Source organism: Nocardia australiensis, assembly GCF_020733705.1.
In the GTDB taxonomy this organism is placed as follows: Bacteria; Actinomycetota; Actinomycetes; order Mycobacteriales; family Mycobacteriaceae; genus Nocardia; species Nocardia australiensis.
Genome location: NZ_JAJFZM010000005.1, coordinates 195743 through 210707 on the forward strand (window position 1 = coordinate 195743; position 14965 = coordinate 210707).

A 14965-nucleotide genomic window follows, 5' to 3' on the forward strand; every position below is an offset into this window, starting at 1 on the left:
TGGGGTCGGGTCAGGAAACGCCGCGAGCGGCAGCGTGCACCGCGACGAGTCTGGCCGCGCGGATGGCGTCCCACAGCGGCCGCAGTAGCGACTCCTGGGCGCCGATGGAGGTCGAGGAGGTGGGGGACGAGGCCGGTTCCCGTTGCGCCACTGTGAGAATGGCGGCGACGTGATCGGCGGTGTCGAGAATCCTCCTGGCGCGCAGCGGAATCGACTCGGGGTAGTCGTGGCGGGAGTAGTCGGCGAGTTCGGCTTCGATGAGCTCGCGCGGGTCGGAATCGGCCGCACCGACGGAGGTGGTGTGCAGTTGCATAAGGGCGTCGGCAGCATCGCGAACCGCCTCACGCATCGTGTATTCGGCGTCGCCCAGCGACAGGTCGGGGCCGGGTGCCGGCGGAATGGGGGTGCTGTAGATAGTCCACTGCAATGTGTCGTCGTCGGCCCACTGCGGAATCAGGCCGGTGGCCTCGGTTCCAGGGACACCGATGAGGATGCCTTCACCCGCCTCGATGGCATCAGCGGCGAACGCGGTGCCGGGCGGCAGGCCCCGCACATCGCCGGGTACCGGCAACACCAGTCGCAACTGGGCGCCCGGCTGCGCCATGGTTTCGCGAATGACCTTGAGCAACGCCATGACTCCGGTGCCGGGCAGATTCCCGCGTGAGGACCACGGCAGGTCGTTTCGACCGCCGGTCACCGGGTCGCCCGCGGCAATGGTGTGCCGGGGTGCCCAGGCGGACAAGGCCTCCAAAATGTCATCAGGCGCGCTACACCCGGCCAGCCATGAGCCGGCCCACACTGTCAGCGAGGCACTAGGAGAGCACATAATCATCGAGCATAAAGGGTGGGCGCTGCTCGGGGGCATCCATGCCGGATACCCCGGTGAGCTGCGCGCATCGAGGACGTCAGCGCCGCCGGAACCACGCGCGCCACCAGTAGGCGTCCGGCCTGGTCGGCAGCGATACCTTCTCGATACGGGTCGCGACCAGCCCGTCGAGAGCGAATGCCTCGACTTCCGCACGGGTCAGCGGCCACGGTGGCCCAGCAACGTGCTCGCCCTCGACTCGGATGCCCGAGATCACCAGCAGCTCACCGTCGGGCGCCACCATTCGCGCGATATTCGCGATCGCGGTGGTGCGCACGGACAATGGCATGGACTGCACCGTGATCGACTCCACCACAAGGTCGAACGCACCGGTCCATTCGGCGGGCGGGTCGAGTAGATCGGCCACCACATAATCCACCGGTGAGTTCGGGAAGCGCTCCCGAGTGGTGCGGACGGCGGTTTCGGAGATATCGAAGGCGATCGTGCGAAATCCCTGTCGCGCAACGTGTTCCGAGTCGCGTCCGAGTCCGCTGCCGACTACGAGTGCGCGTCCGCCGACACCGGCGGGCTCATGCCGTTCGGTCCAGTCCACCAGGAGGGGATTGGGCGAGTCGGTATCCCACGGGACTACTGCGGAGCCCGCTTCTGCGGCGGCGTAGAGCGGCTCGAACCATCCGGTCGGATCGCCATCGGCTAGCGAGGCCGTAGCAAACCGGGTTGCGTCCGCGTCACGAGGATTGGTCACCCGTCGAGTCTTGCAGAAGGCGCCCGATCGGTCCCATCGACCTCCGGGCGCGGTGGCCGATGACCACTCGGCTGCGGGTCTATTCGGGTTCGGTAACGAAGTCGATGAGCCGCTCGACGGCACCGATCAGCGGTGGCTCCAGGTCTCGGAAGGATTCGACGGCGTTGTAGACCCGCCGCCAGCCTTCCTGCGGGGTGCCCCAGTTCAGGCGCCGGCAGATGCCGGTTTTCCAGTCCTCGCCGCGCGGCACATCGGGCCACGCCTCGATGCCGACGGTGGCCGGGCGAACTGCCTGCCAGACGTCGATGTAGGGGTGGCCGGTGACCAGAACGTGCGGCCCGAGCCCGGTGGTCAGGTGGGATTCTTTCGAGCCGGTGACCAGATGGTCGACGAGAACGCCGACGCGGCGACCGGGGCCCGGGTCGAACTCGGTCAAGCGCTCGCCGAGATTGTCCAGACCTTCCAGATGCTCGACGACAACGCCCTCGACCCGCAGGTCGTGGCCCCAGACCCGTTCGACGAGCGCGGCGTCGTGCACGCCCTCCACCCAGATACGGCTGGTCCTGGCGACGCGGGCGCGCAAACCCTCGACCCGGGTGGAACCGGATGCCGAACGTGTCGGCTTCTTGGGGGCCGACGCGTTCGGCCGGACCAGCGTGACCGGCCTGCCATCGATGAGGAACGCGGCCTCGCGCATCGCGAACAGTCGCACGGCACCGCGCCCGTCCTCCAGCTTCACGAACTCGCCGTCGTAGCTGCGGTCGAATCCGACTACGGCGCCGCAGAACCCGGTCGCGGCATCCTCCACGACCAGGTCACGCTCCGCGGTCACTTGCGGCACCGCCTGCTTCTGCTTGCGCGAGTGCCCGGAGAAGATGTTGCCGCCATATATGTCACGCGAACTCACCTGCCCGAAGCTACCGTGCCCGCGTTCGCTTGTGCGCGATGTGTGCCCGGCGCGGCGGGTAACCTGCTTCCTTCCCCCCGAGATGTGGGCCATGCCACTAGAGTGGAATAGTGGCCGCAATTGTTTGGCTGGTCGCGGGGCTCCTGCTCGCGGCGGCGGAAATGCTCACCGGGGATCTCACTCTGCTGATGTTGGGTGGCGGGGCGCTCATCACCGCCGGAATCAGCTTCGCGGCAGACACATCAGTGGTCGGGGACGCGGTTATTTTCGCGGTGGTATCGGTCGTGTTGTTGCTGGGAGTGCGGCCGGTTCTCTTGCGGCACTTCGGGAAACCGCCGCTGACGCCGACGAATGTGGACGCGTTGAGCGGCAAGCCCGCGCTGGTGCTCGAAACGGTCGGCGAGCACAGCGGACTCGTGAAATTGGGTGGCGAGGAGTGGACCGCGCGCCCGTTGGATCCGACCGAAGAATATCCGGAGGGGACCAAGGTGTACGTGATGAAGATCGATGGCGCCACCGCCGTCGTCTGGAAGGGGCCGTAATGGCTGTACTGATCGTTGCCGCCGTCCTCGTGCTGTTGGTCGCGGTGGTGGTCTTCAAGTCCATCGCCCTGGTGCCGCAGGCCGAGGCGGCGGTTATCGAGCGGCTGGGGCGGTATTCGCGCACCGTGTCCGGTCAGCTGACGTTTCTGGTGCCGTTCGCCGATCGGATCAGAGCGAAGGTTGATCTGCGCGAGCGGGTGGTGTCCTTCCCACCCCAGCCGGTGATCACTGAGGACAACCTGACACTGCACATCGACACCGTCGTGTACTTCCAGGTGACCAGTCCGCAGGCAGCTGTCTACGAGATCAGCAATTACATCGCCGCGGTCGAGCAGTTGACCGTGACCACATTGCGCAACGTGGTCGGCGGTATGACGCTCGAGCAGACGCTGACCTCCCGCGATCAGATCAACGGCCAGTTGCGCGGTGTGCTGGACGAGGCCACCGGCCGCTGGGGTCTGCGGGTGGCGCGGGTCGAGCTCAAGAGCATCGATCCGCCGCCGTCGATTCAGGAGTCGATGGAAAAGCAGATGAAGGCCGATCGCGAGAAGCGCGCGATGATCCTGACCGCGGAAGGTACGCGGGAGTCGCAGATCAAGACTGCCGAGGGGTCGAAGCAGGCGCAGATTCTGTCCGCGGAGGGTGCCAAGCAGTCCGCGATTCTGTCGGCCGAGGGTGAACGTCAGAGCCGTATCTTGCGTGCTCAGGGTGAGCGCGCCGCGTCCTACCTACAGGCACAGGGGCAGGCCAAGGCGATCGAAAAGGTCTTCGCCGCAATCAAATCCGGCAAGCCGACACCGGAATTGCTTGCCTACCAATACATGCAGACCTTGCCGCTGGTCGCGCGCGGCGACGCGAACAAGGTGTGGCTGGTGCCGAGCGATTTCGGTAAGGCACTAGAGGGCTTCGCACAGAACTTCGCTACCAAGGGTGAGGACGGCGTATTCCGTTATGAGCCCGCGCCGGTCGACGAGACCCCGATCAAGCCGGAGGACGATTCCGACGTGGCGGGCTGGTTCGATACCGCCCGCGATCCGGCCATCGAAAAGGCCGTCCGCGCAGCGGAAGCCGATGCCCGCACGTCGATCGAGGGTTTGACGCCCCCGATTTCGACCCGTTCTCCCGCCCCGCCGGTGGTTCCTACCCACAAACCACCGGCCCAGCAGGGCCCCGACGATCCGCACGGTCGCCCCTGGCAGCCGCCGGGCAGCTACTCGCAGTAGTCGCGCCGAACCGCCCGGGAGTTTCCGAACTCCGGGGCGGTTCGCTTTGTCGCAGTGGTGGATTCACCGCGTGCGTAGTCCGTTCATGGTGAGAACGAGTAGTCGGCGCCAGTCGCCGCTGCCGGTGCGGATGGTCGCCGACAGCGCCCCGACGAGCATGTAGACGTCCGCGACGGTGACGTCGTTGCGGAGCGTACCGGCGGCCTGATCGGCGCTCAGCAATTCGCGCACCTCGGCTTCGAGCTCGGTCCGCGCCGCACCACGCGGTTCGGTTTCCGAGCTCCCGCGCGCGGTCTCGATGGCCGAGGACAGGCCGCGGTCACCGGCCAGCATCTCGCCGACGCGGGTCAGGTAGAGCTCGACCGCGCGGCCGGTTTCGGGTTGGGCGCGGCATTCGGTGCGTGCGTATTCCGCGAGTTCGGCGAAGCGGTGCTCGGCCGCGGCTTCGATGAGATCTCCGCGGGTGGGGAAGTGGCGATACACGGTGCCGACGCCCACGCCCGCCGCTCGGGCCAGTTCGGGCATCTGCACCTCGTCGCCGCGTTCGGCGAACATCGCGCGCGCGGTCTCCAATACCCGTAATCGGTTGCGCTGCGCGTCCGTACGTGATTTTCGCTCGGGCGTCGAGGGGGTTGACAACGGGTGTGCTCCTCCGAGTTAATGGAAACCGGAAGCGGATTCCGATTCCAGTATTTCATGAGGGAGAGCAGATTCCCATGTCAGAAAACCGATTCATCCTGCTGGGGCCCGGCGAGATGCGCCCGGGGCGGGTGCCGATGCCGCCCGCGTTCGCGGTCAAGGCGATGACCGCCGATACCGATGGACGTTTCTCCTTACTCGAAGTGGTTGTCGCCAGGGACATTCCGCGCCATACCCATCACGCCGCCGACGAGGGCATTTACGTTCTGGAAGGCGAACTCGGGATCGATTTCGACGACCGCGACTACACGGCGGGGAAAGGGACCTTCGCGCTGTTGCCGCGCGGCATCCCACACGCGCTGCGCTGCGTCTCGACGCCACCGCCTCGGGTCCTGCAGATCTCCTCGCCCGGCGGCTGGGAGCACTACCTGGAGGACCTTTTCGAAGCCGGGCCCGCTGTTCTCACCGACGGAGTCCTGGATCCGGTGAAGATCAATCCGATCGCCGCCTCGTACGACATTCGGTACGAGGAAGGGTGATTGGTCGGCTGGCTGAAGGCGGCCGGATTCGACGCCGTGGTCCGCGATGTCGGCCAGCGCATTCACGTTGATCCGGCGAGGTCCATCACATCGGTCATCAGGGCTCAGTGCGTGGCCAGAAAGACCCGCGCGACAGCTTCCAGGCCGTACTGATCGATGGCGTCGAAGCGGTCCGGCCGGGGACTGTCGAGATCGAAGACGCCGATGAGTTCGCCGTCGCGCACCAGAGGTACCACGATTTCCGAACGGGTATCGCCATCGCAGGCAATATGACCGTCGAATGCATGGACATCGGGGACTAATTGCGTCTTGCGTGAGTCGGCGGCGGTTCCGCAGACACCTTTTCCCAGCGCGATACGGATGCACGCCGGTTTGCCCTGGAATGGGCCGACGACCAATTCTCGGCCGTCATAGAAATAGAATCCGACCCAGTTCAGATCCGGCAGCGCGTGGAAGACCAGCGCCGCGAGGTTGGCGGCATTGGCCACCCGGTCGGTCTCGCCCGCTACCAGCGCTTCGGATTGCGCGACGAGTTCGCGATACTGCGCGGGCCGGTCGCCGGTGAGATCGGGAACGGTGAAAGACATGAGCGAATTCTAGAGCCGCACCGATGGAAACCGCGTGCGGCGGTATTCGATCGGCCATTGAAATGGCATGTCACCCAATTGATTCTCGATGATCCAAATGTGGCTCGACGAGCATGGCCCTGAAGTAGCTGGCTGTTCGATCGTGCACGCGTCACCACCGACCCCATATTGTGGGACCTTCCCGCCATTGGGAGGCGCCGACCGGAGTCCAGTCGCGCCGGTTGGGTGACAATCAGCCGACGCACCACCGTGAGAACGTGATGCCGGTGCACGCAGGCGGACTCGGCAAACCCGGCCACCGCGATGACACGCAGGAGACATCGGTGAGTCAGTCGTTGCCGGACGATTCAAGCGAACTACACGCGTTGGTTTCGACGCTGGAGCGTCTCATCGCGGAGGCATCGCATACCGTCATCGAATTGAAGGCCGCCATCGCGGCCGCGCAGGCGCGCTCCGGCAGTGGCATGGACGTTTGCCAGGCCGATTCTGATACCGCCGCTGCTCAGGTCTCGGCCGGGCCATCGGTCACGAGCAGAAATCCCGGTGTCGCGAACCATCGGACCGGACGCACCACGGCCGTCGACCGAAATCCGATCCGAACGCCGTGGTCACGAAAGCCGCCGTCCACGCCATGGTCGAGACGCGCGGCCGCGACGAATGCGCCGGTGCCCGAAGCGCAACCCAGAGTGCATGTTCTTCGCCCGCAGAGCACCGTGCCAACCATCAGAAGTGCGCCGATGCATCGCCGGTCGACAATGGCCGGTCCGACCGCATCCACGCCGACGTCGACTGGTCGAACAGGTTGTGGACCAACAGCGTTCGAGTCGGTGGGAGCTGGCCCGCCGGTGGGCGGTTCCACAGCATTCGGTCCTACGGCGAGTGCTCCTACCGCGGGTGGTTCCACAGAGTCCGGTCCTCGGGCGGGTGGTCCTACGACCGGTGGTCCTCGGGTTGCTGATCCTTCGGCGGGTGGTCCTCGGTCGGGTGGTCATTTGCCGGGTGATGAAACAGCGTCCGAGTCGACCGTGGCTGCTCCACTCACGATGCCTCCGGCCGCGGCCGCTCGACCGATCGCCGCTCGACCGCAGTCCGGCACCGAAATCATGCGGATCGCGCACGAGATGGCGGCCAAGCATGATCTCGAGATCATCGGTTTCGACACAGCGGGCGTCGACGAAGATACTGTCCGCGAGATCGCCGGGGCCGTCGATGACCTGCTGGCGAAATACTCGATTCCGTTGCGCGGCATCGAGATCGCCGAGTCGCGTGATGGTGCGGCACCCGGCCGGTCGCTGACCGGCGCGGCGCGGCAAGGACAACCAGGGCCACCGGCACCGTGGCTGGTCCTCGACCGCGCCGCGATCACGAACTCGGACCCACCACCGGGCCCGGCAAGGCCGATGGCCTGGAGACGGCGCAATAGGCACCCCTATGCCGACCGGCCGGTGTACGTGATGATCGTTCGCGAATTCGGCCGAGCACTGGACGCCGCTGGCAACTTCCGCGCGCGTCAAGAGGCGCAGCGAGTATTGATCGCCGAGAGTCTGCGTGGCGGAGGAAGTTTCGAACACGCTCTGCTCGACCCCGGCGCCGCACTGGTCGACGGATTCACCGAGGTCGAATTGCGTAGGGCGAAGGCGGGACAGCTGGCGAAAATGCTGCACGGAGTGCTGGTGAAAATGGCGCATGCCGTGCCCATCGATTCGGCCAAGCCGTCTTCCGAACGGGAATCCATGTCTCGGTAATGCCGTCGTTCGTCGCGGCGGAATCCCGGAATTCCGCGTCACCCCACTGATTCTCGGTGATCGCAATACCGCATAGGTCTACGGATCGGCCGGAAGATTCTGGAATGACTTCGCAGAATTCCGTTTCCCGCTCCACACGTTCGGTCGCGGTAATCGGCGCCGGTCGAAGAGCAGGCGCAACGAGCCAAGATCGACCGCTCCCGGCTCAGCGGAACTGCGGGTGCCACACCGCTTTCACACGGCCGTCCTCGAACACTGTGATGTCGGGCCAGCGGTCGAAGGCTGAACATGGGTGGGAGATGCCGAGATCTACGAGGTCACCGACATCCAGCCCCTCGGACTCGGTGAGGACGAGGTGGTGGTCGTAGATCTGGGTTGCTGTCGCCTTCGCCGCCCTGCGGGGGATTCCTTGGGCATCGGTGGCAGACAGCAGGACCGGCAGGCCCGCGTCGTAGGGCAGCTCGCGCTTTCCGGCGCCGACCACGATCCGCCCCGGCTCTGGCGCGGACAGGACCACAGCTCGGACCGTCAGTGCTGGGCGCAGACCCGGAACCGGCGACGTCTCCGCGTATGTACCGTGGTCGTGCGTCACGTAGCAACCTGATCGCAGGACACGAACTGGGGTCCTGCCGGTTCGACCGACGCAGTCCGGTAGCTCCGCGATGGCGGCGATGACCCGGTCCGGGAAGGCTGAGCCACCCATGCTGAACACGGGCTGTTCGGCCTGGATCCATGGTGCTACGGCGCGGAAGGCCGCCACCGTCTCCCGGCAATGCTCATCGACCTGGGCGATGATGTCCGCGTCGCGTCGGTTGGGTCGGACACCCTCGTAACCTGCGACGCCCGCGAGAACGATTCCTGGCTTGTTCTCGCACTCCCGGGCGAGGCTCAGTGCCGCTGCGGCCTCCCGGACGCCGCTTCGTCCGCCCGGGGCCCCGACGTCGATGAGGACCTTCAGGGGATTGGCGGCGCCCCGCATGGCCGACGCTGCCAGACTCAGGCCAACCGTCGAGTCCACCAGCAGGTAGAGCTCGAGTGTGCGGTGGGCGTCCAGCCACCTACGCAGCGTCTCGAGGTCGGGACGATGGATCACCTGGTTTGCGATGAGGATGCGCCGCGTCCCCCATTCGAGGGCAACGGATGCTTGGCGAACGGTGGCGACCGTGACACCCCATGCACCCGCGCGCAGCTGCCTCTCGACGATGGGGCGTGTCATCGTCGTCTTGATGTGTGGGCACAACTCGACGCCGCGGTCGCGGCACCACGCCGCCATGAGTTCGACGTTGTGCTCGACCGACGCGAGGCTGAGCCGCAGCTCCGGCAGGGATGGCCCGGCGTGCCCGACCTGCGTGGTGGCGTCGTGGGCGTCGTCGAAATCGGTCACAAGGAAGCCTCCGGATCCGGTTTGGGCAGGAAACGTGGCCGCCCACCTGGGGCTAGCCACGACGACGTGACAGGGCCGTTGTAGCCATCGAGTTGTGCACGTTGAACGAGACCGTGCCGGGAAGGAAACGGTCGTCGGACCACAGCAAAGGGGTGCTGGCGGGGTCGGTGACGCGCCGGCGCTCGCGGAGCAGGGGCGAGCCTTCCCCACAACCCAGCAGACGGGCGTCGTCCGCGTCTGCGTCGACGAGGTCGATGGTGTGATCGGCATCGGCGAACACCACACCCTCGCCGAGCAGAGGGTACGCGTGCGAGGGGGCATCCGTCGGCAGGGCGGCAATCAGCTGTCCGATCTGCTCGGGGTAGATGGCGCGCTCGAGCATGACAGGAACGCGCGAGAGGGTCCGTAGGCGTACCACCCGGTAGATGTGTGATCCCGGTGCGAGCTGGAGTAGCTCGCACTCGAGTGACGTAGCCGCCCGGTGCTCCATTTCGACCGTTCGGCTTCCGGGATCCTCGCCGATCGAGCGCGCCCAGCCGGTGAAGCTGAGTAACTCGAAGAAGCTCTGCGTACGCGCCGTGCCGAGAATGACTCGGCGCGTGCCACGCCGCGAGGTGACCAATCCGTTCGCGCGCAGTACCGCGAGGGCCTGGCGGACTGTGCCGCGGGAGACTCCGTACTGTCCGGCGAGGCTCTCCTCGCTGGGTAGCCGGTCCCCGGAACCGAACTCTCCCGATGTGATCGCCTCTCGCAACTCGGCTGCCAACCTTCGGTATTCGGCGCGTGGACGTTTGCCCCCCGACTCGGCCAATGTTCGTCTCCTTCCGGCACCCGGTCACCTTTGATCCGATCGTAGCTCTCACAAATTTTCCCACTGGTCACAGGCGTCCCCCTGTGAGGACGTGATGGTTCGTGTCCGATCAATCGTCATGGCTCGATTGCGAATCGTTCACCTCTTGGCCACATCGCTCTGGCGAAATGATGCAAGTTGTATAGCCAACATTGATCAACAGGGAGACACCATGCGAGTGCACAACCTTCGCCAGGCGAGCCTTGCTTGTTCGCTGGCGATCGCCCTGTCGACCCTCGCGGGTTGCGGACTGACCAGCACGAAGGCAGACATTGACACCGGCAAGGCCTCGACCGCCACCTCGGTCGCGGACTTCGGAGGTATGGACGGCCTCATTGCCGCCGCCAAGCAGGAGGGCAAGCTGAACGCCATCGCCCTCCCTCGTGACTGGGCCAACTACGGCGAGATCATCGACACCTTCGAGGCGAAGTACGGAGTCGACGTCGAGGTGGAGAATCCGGACGCGTCCAGTCAGGACGAGATCAACGCCGCGACATCGCGCAAGGGACAGGACCGATCGCCGGATGTCCTCGACGTGGGCCACACCTTCGGAATCAGCGCTGCTGAGCAGGGCCTGCTGGCGCCGTACCGAGTGCAGGCGTTCGACGACATCCCCGAGGCGCAGAAGGACGGCGCCGCGCGCTGGTACAACGACATGGGCGGCTACGTCTCGATCGGCTGTAACGCTCGGGTTGTGAAGTGCCCGAAGACTTTTGCCGATCTGCTCGACCCGCAGTACAAGGGCATGGTCGCGCTGACCGGCAACCCCACGCAGTCCGGCTCCGCGTTCGCCGCCGTCTACGCGGCCGCTCTCGCCAACGGCGGCTCCTTCGACAACATCCAGCCGGGTCTGGACTACTTCGCCAAGCTCAGTGCGGTCGGCAACTTCAACCCGGTCGAGTCGACGCCCGCAACCATCCAGAAGGGCGAGACCCCCATCAGCATCAACTGGGACTACCTCAACGCCGGCTACAACGACTCGTTGCGCGACAAGGGGGTCGATTGGCAGGTCGCCATCCCGGCCGACGGCTTGTTCGCCCAGTTCTACTCGCAGGCAATCGTGAAGTGGGCGCCGCACCCGGCTGCGGCGCGGCTCTGGCAGGAGTTCCTCTACAGCCCCGAGGGCCAAAACCTCTGGTTGAAGGGCTACGCCCGTCCGGCTCTCATGCCCGCGATGGAGAAGGCGGGGACGCTCGACGCCACTGCCGCGGCCCGGCTGCCGGCGGTCGACGCTGTCGCCCCGGTCTTCCCGGCCGAGGAGCAGTCGACGAAGGCCAAGGAAGTAGTCGGCCGCGGCTGGGGCGGCGTGCTCGCCAAATGAGTGTCCAGATGACTGCGGCCGGTAGTCGCATCATGCCGCCCGGCACCGCCGATGACACCCTTGCAGCCCCTCGTCGTCGCGCCCCTCGTCGTCGCGCCCCTCGTCGTCGCGCCCCTCGTCGTCGCGGCTACCGGGTCGCGGCGGGGGGCTGGCTCGGCGTCCTTCCGCTGCTTCTGTTCGCGGCGGTCGCGTTGGGCCTGCCCGTCGCGACGATGGTGATCGGCGCGTTCACCACGCCCTCGACGAGTTCCGTCGAGGGCGGGCTGACCACGGCCAACGTGAGCGCGACGATGCAGGACCCCTACCTGTCAAGCTTGATCGGCAGCATCCGGCTCTCGGCGATCGCCGCCGCGATCGGGGCGGTCGTCGGCCTGCCGATCGCTCACGCAATCGTGACCTCGCGGTTCCGGGCACTCCGCGAGGCGGTCTTGGCGGCGGCCGGCGTCCTGGCGAACTTCGGCGGAGTCCCCTTGGCCTTCGCGTTCGTGGCGACCCTAGGCAACGCGGGCGTCCTGACCAGCGCCTTCCACCTCGACGAGCTCGGATGGAGTCTCTACGACTCCCGGGGACTGACCGTCGTCTACCTCTACTTCCTCATCCCGATGATGGTCTTGACCCTCACCCCGGCACTGGCAGGTCTGCGCCAGCAGTGGCGCGAGGCGGCCGCGAACAATCGCGCGAGTGTGGTGCAGTACTGGCGGCACGTGGCGTTACCGATCCTGCTGCCTTCGCTGCTCGGCGGATTCGTCCTGCTGTTCGGGACGGCCTTCAGCGCCTACGCCACTGCCGCGGCGATTGCCGGGAGCACCGTGCAACTGGTCACCGTTCAGATCGCCGCGGGCTTGTCCGGTGATGTGCTCGTGGGGCAGGGCAATATTGCCCTCGCCCTCGGCCTGGACATGGTGCTGGTCGCGGCGATCGTCATGGCTATCTACCTACCGCTGCAGCGAAGGAGCGCCCGATGGCTGGCCTGACGACGACCAGGCCCGGCTACGGTCGCTGGGTCGTACTTCTGCTCGCCGGCCTCTACTTCCTCGTTCCGATCGCGTGCGCGTTCGCCTTCAGTGTGGGCATCGGATCGCCCCGTCAGCAGGTCAGTCTCGATGCATACACCGGTATCGGCGGTGCGGAGGGCCTGGCAGGCAGCCTCGTGTTGACGCTGAAAGTGGCCGTGGCGACGATCGCCGTCGTACTCGGTTTACTGGTACCGGCGCTGCTGGCCGTGCGGCTCGCCGCACCTCGTCTACGTACGGTCCTACAGGTTGTGTGCCTGCTGCCGTTGGTCGTTCCGGCTGTCGCTCTGGGCGCAGGTATCACCACGCTGCTGCGGTGGGGCGCGGACCGCTATTACGGCACGCCGCTGTTCGACGGTCTGATTGCGTTGCAGGACCCCGAGTTTCCCGTGATCCTGGTGCTCGCCTACGCGGTGATGGCCCTGCCGCTCGCCTACAGCACGCTCGAAGCCGGCCTGTCGGCGCTCGACCTGCGGGTCATCGTCGAAGCCGCGCGGTCGTGCGGGTCCTCATGGCCGCGCACCCTCATCCACGTAGTGCTGCCGAATCTGCGTGGCGCCCTTCTCAACGCAGCCTTCCTGACTCTCGCGCTCGTCCTCGGCGAATACGCCGTCGCCGCACTCCTCGGATACCAGCCGTTCGCGGTGTGGACCGTCGTGATCAGCGGTTCCCAGGCACAGATGTCGGTGGCTGTATCAATTGTCGGTCTGGTCGGCACCTGGGCTCTGCTCATGATGGTCGCCGCGGCGGGCCGCACTCGACGCCTCAGGGAGGCCTCATGACCGAGTTTCTGACCGATCGGATGGCCGACCGCACCGCGGGTACCGGTTCCACCGTAGAGTTCCGCGGACTGCGCCGAATATTCGGTTCCACCACGGCACTGGACGGGCTGGACCTGGAGATCCGCCCAGGTGAACTGCTGGCCCTGCTCGGCCCGTCCGGATGCGGCAAAACAACCGCGCTGCGGACCGTTGCCGGCTTCGAACGACCCGACGCGGGCATGGTGCTCATGGATGGCGAGGACATCACGCGGGTGCCGGCGAACCGGCGCGATGCGGGCATGGTGTTCCAGTCCTACAGCCTCTTCCCTCATCTGAACGCCGTCGACAACGTCGCATTCGGTCTGCGGATGCGGGGGACGCGTAAGCACGCCCGGCGCGCCCGCGCGCTGGAACTCCTGGAGCTCGTCGGGCTGTCGCAGCACTCCGAGCGGTACCCGAGCCAGCTCTCCGGTGGCCAGCAGCAGCGGATCGCGTTGGCGCGTGCCCTCGCACTGCGTCCGCGGGTCCTGCTGCTGGACGAGCCGCTGTCGGCACTCGATGCGCAGGTGCGACAGAACCTCCGGGAAGAAATCCGCCGACTGCAACAGCAGTTGGGCATCACGACGCTGTTTGTGACCCACGACCAGGAGGAGGCCCTCACCATGGCCGACCGGGTCGCTGTCATGCGGTCTGGGCAGATGGAGCAGTGTGCACTTCCGGCCGAGCTCTACCAGCGTCCTGCGACGGCGTTCGTCGCTGAGTTCGTCGGGGTCATGAGCCGGATACCCGGGCAACTCGCGGCGGGCGGGCGCACCGTGCACGTCCTCGGCCGCGATCTGCCGGTCCATGGGGAGCTTCCGGGGGCCGCACCGTCCGGAAGTGACGTCCGCGACGTCGACGTGCTCGTGCGCCCAGAGGCCCTCGGCGTCACGGCGGCCGACGATGGAACGTCCCGCATCGCCGCCGCGACGTTCCGCGGCGCCAGCACTCGTCTGACGGTGCAGCTGCTGGACGGACGCGAGGCGATCGCGGACGTGTCTACCGCCGTGGCCACCGCGCTCGGCGCGGGCACTGCCGTGACCCTCTCGTTGCCGGAGCGTCCGGTGCTCGTGGATCGCCCACGCAAAGCCGTGGAACCGGTGAGAAGCGAAGTGCAGCAATCAATTTCGACCACTCGCCGATCCTGGAGGCGCGTCCGATGAGTCATGACACCCGCCCCGGAGCCCCGGCAGCCGTCCTCTTCGACATGGACGGGACGCTCGTCGACACCGAGCGACTCTGGTGGGACGCCGTCGAGCAGGTCGCCGCACGGATCGGACGTCCCTTGTCGTCAGCCGATGCGCCGGCTGTCCTGGGTCGACCCTCCGGTCACACCGCGGCCCATCTGTGCCGGGCACTCGGGTCGGAAGCGCCCGACCAGGATGTGCTTGCCCGCGAGCTCGACGAGACATTCGTCGCGCTCGTCGCCGACGACGTCGTTCCGCGACCCGGAGTGCTGGCACTGCTCGACGAACTGGTCGGGGCGCGGATCCCCACAGCGATCGTGTCGGCGTCGCCTCGACGTGTCGTCGACCTGGTGCGCGAGAGGCTGGGCGCGCAGCGATTCGCAACGACGATCGCTGTCGAGGACACGGTCCGGTCCAAGCCCGCACCGGACCCCTACCTGGCGGCCGCCGCAGCCCTCGATGTAGACCCGCATGCGTGCGTCGCGGTCGAAGACACGCCGGTGGGTGCGGCGGCGGCCGAGGCCGCGGGGTGCACCGTACTGGTGGTTCCCTCCGTCATGGTCCCCCCAGCGCCGGGCCGAACGATCCTGGACTCGCTCGAGTGGGTCGACGTCCGCTTCCTCGCCTCCATGTTGCACCCGGTCGAAAGGTCCTGAG

General features: G+C 66.6%; 16 protein-coding genes. 9 read left to right on the forward strand and 7 right to left on the reverse strand.

Translation table 11 applies throughout. The features are described from left to right. Positions 1-10: 10 nt before the first annotated feature. The 3 genes from LKE06_RS23210 to LKE06_RS23220 form a co-directional block, all read right to left on the reverse strand. Positions 11-826 (reverse strand): Rv1486c family protein, encoded by an 816-nt coding sequence (locus LKE06_RS23210; RefSeq protein ID WP_228001473.1) that lies wholly within the window; start codon positions 824-826, stop codon positions 11-13. Between the two features lie 79 nt (positions 827-905). Further along, positions 906-1571, reverse strand: coding sequence for a class I SAM-dependent methyltransferase (locus LKE06_RS23215; RefSeq protein WP_228001474.1), 666 nt, complete (start codon positions 1569-1571; stop codon positions 906-908). Positions 1572-1650: 79 nt separating this feature from the next. Continuing rightward, a complete protein-coding gene (locus LKE06_RS23220) occupies positions 1651-2478 on the reverse strand; it encodes a DUF3097 domain-containing protein (RefSeq protein WP_228001475.1) in 828 nt (275 codons plus the stop codon). A 110-nt stretch (positions 2479-2588) separates the two neighbouring features. Here LKE06_RS23220 and LKE06_RS23225 point away from each other — a divergent pair, with 110 nt between their 5' ends. Both LKE06_RS23225 and LKE06_RS23230 read left to right on the forward strand, forming a co-directional pair. After that, positions 2589-3020, forward strand: coding sequence for an NfeD family protein (locus LKE06_RS23225; protein ID WP_228001476.1), 432 nt, complete (start codon positions 2589-2591; stop codon positions 3018-3020). Next, positions 3020-4243 (forward strand): SPFH domain-containing protein, encoded by a 1224-nt coding sequence (locus tag LKE06_RS23230; RefSeq protein WP_228001477.1) that lies wholly within the window; start codon positions 3020-3022, stop codon positions 4241-4243. Before LKE06_RS23225 ends, LKE06_RS23230 begins: the two co-directional genes overlap by 1 nt. Positions 4244-4306: 63 nt before the next feature. On the opposite strand, the gene LKE06_RS23235 is transcribed toward LKE06_RS23230, so the two are convergent. Further along, positions 4307-4882 carry a TetR/AcrR family transcriptional regulator gene (locus LKE06_RS23235; RefSeq protein ID WP_228001478.1) on the reverse strand — a complete coding sequence of 192 codons (576 nt, stop codon included), beginning with the start codon at positions 4880-4882 and terminating at the stop codon, positions 4307-4309. Between the two features lie 77 nt (positions 4883-4959). On the opposite strand from LKE06_RS23235, the gene LKE06_RS23240 reads away from it, so the two are divergent. Next, on the forward strand, positions 4960-5421 hold the full coding sequence (locus LKE06_RS23240) for a cupin domain-containing protein (RefSeq protein WP_228001479.1): 462 nt from the start codon (positions 4960-4962) through the stop codon (positions 5419-5421). 104 nt (positions 5422-5525) lie between these two features. Here the strand turns inward: LKE06_RS23240 and msrC are convergent, their stop codons facing one another. Then, the gene (gene msrC, locus LKE06_RS23245) at positions 5526-6008 is read right to left on the reverse strand and encodes a free L-methionine (R)-S-oxide reductase MsrC (protein WP_228001480.1); all 483 of its coding nucleotides are present in this window, start codon (positions 6006-6008) and stop codon (positions 5526-5528) included. Between the two features lie 1025 nt (positions 6009-7033). Between msrC and LKE06_RS23250 the strand changes: the two genes are divergently transcribed. Beyond that, positions 7034-7753: a hypothetical protein gene (locus LKE06_RS23250; protein WP_228001481.1), complete on the forward strand. Its 720-nt coding sequence runs from the start codon at positions 7034-7036 to the stop codon at positions 7751-7753. A gap of 205 nt (positions 7754-7958) precedes the next feature. On the opposite strand, the gene LKE06_RS23255 is transcribed toward LKE06_RS23250, so the two are convergent. Then, complete coding sequence (locus tag LKE06_RS23255; protein ID WP_228001482.1) at positions 7959-9137, reverse strand: alanine racemase; 1179 nt, start codon at positions 9135-9137, stop codon at positions 7959-7961. Positions 9138-9189: 52 nt separating this feature from the next. Next, positions 9190-9948, reverse strand: coding sequence for a GntR family transcriptional regulator (locus tag LKE06_RS23260; RefSeq protein ID WP_228001483.1), 759 nt, complete (start codon positions 9946-9948; stop codon positions 9190-9192). Positions 9949-10159: 211 nt separating this feature from the next. Between LKE06_RS23260 and LKE06_RS23265 the strand changes: the two genes are divergently transcribed. Genes LKE06_RS23265 through LKE06_RS23290 form a run of 5 tightly spaced genes read left to right on the forward strand, consistent with a single transcriptional unit; the run spans position 10160 to position 14964 of the window. After that, positions 10160-11308 (forward strand): ABC transporter substrate-binding protein, encoded by a 1149-nt coding sequence (locus LKE06_RS23265; RefSeq protein WP_228001484.1) that lies wholly within the window; start codon positions 10160-10162, stop codon positions 11306-11308. An 8-nt stretch (positions 11309-11316) separates the two neighbouring features. Beyond that, complete coding sequence (locus LKE06_RS23270; protein WP_228001485.1) at positions 11317-12282, forward strand: ABC transporter permease; 966 nt, start codon at positions 11317-11319, stop codon at positions 12280-12282. Continuing rightward, positions 12270-13103 carry an ABC transporter permease gene (locus tag LKE06_RS23280; protein WP_255649633.1) on the forward strand — a complete coding sequence of 278 codons (834 nt, stop codon included), beginning with the start codon at positions 12270-12272 and terminating at the stop codon, positions 13101-13103. The genes LKE06_RS23270 and LKE06_RS23280 overlap by 13 nt, the downstream gene beginning before the upstream one ends. Further along, a complete protein-coding gene (locus LKE06_RS23285) occupies positions 13100-14284 on the forward strand; it encodes an ABC transporter ATP-binding protein (protein ID WP_228001486.1) in 1185 nt (394 codons plus the stop codon). The genes LKE06_RS23280 and LKE06_RS23285 overlap by 4 nt, the downstream gene beginning before the upstream one ends. Continuing rightward, positions 14281-14964, forward strand: a complete 684-nt coding sequence (locus LKE06_RS23290) for an HAD family hydrolase (RefSeq protein WP_228001487.1) — start codon at positions 14281-14283, stop codon at positions 14962-14964. Before LKE06_RS23285 ends, LKE06_RS23290 begins: the two co-directional genes overlap by 4 nt. Position 14965 lies beyond the last annotated feature (1 nt).

Excerpts from the sequence above, each read along its gene's own strand:
- LKE06_RS23210 (WP_228001473.1), bottom strand. The coding sequence starts at position 826 with ATGTGCTCTCCTAGTGCCTCGCTGACAGTGTGGGCCGGCTCATGGCTG.
- LKE06_RS23230 (WP_228001477.1), top strand. The coding sequence starts at position 3,020 with ATGGCTGTACTGATCGTTGCCGCCGTCCTCGTGCTGTTGGTCGCGGTG.
- LKE06_RS23240 (WP_228001479.1), top strand. The coding sequence starts at position 4,960 with ATGTCAGAAAACCGATTCATCCTGCTGGGGCCCGGCGAGATGCGCCCG.
- msrC (WP_228001480.1), bottom strand. The coding sequence starts at position 6,008 with ATGTCTTTCACCGTTCCCGATCTCACCGGCGACCGGCCCGCGCAGTAT.
- LKE06_RS23265 (WP_228001484.1), top strand. The coding sequence starts at position 10,160 with ATGCGAGTGCACAACCTTCGCCAGGCGAGCCTTGCTTGTTCGCTGGCG.
- LKE06_RS23270 (WP_228001485.1), top strand. The coding sequence starts at position 11,317 with ATGACTGCGGCCGGTAGTCGCATCATGCCGCCCGGCACCGCCGATGAC.
- LKE06_RS23280 (WP_255649633.1), top strand. The coding sequence starts at position 12,270 with ATGGCTGGCCTGACGACGACCAGGCCCGGCTACGGTCGCTGGGTCGTA.
- LKE06_RS23285 (WP_228001486.1), top strand. The coding sequence starts at position 13,100 with ATGACCGAGTTTCTGACCGATCGGATGGCCGACCGCACCGCGGGTACC.
- LKE06_RS23290 (WP_228001487.1), top strand. The coding sequence starts at position 14,281 with ATGAGTCATGACACCCGCCCCGGAGCCCCGGCAGCCGTCCTCTTCGAC.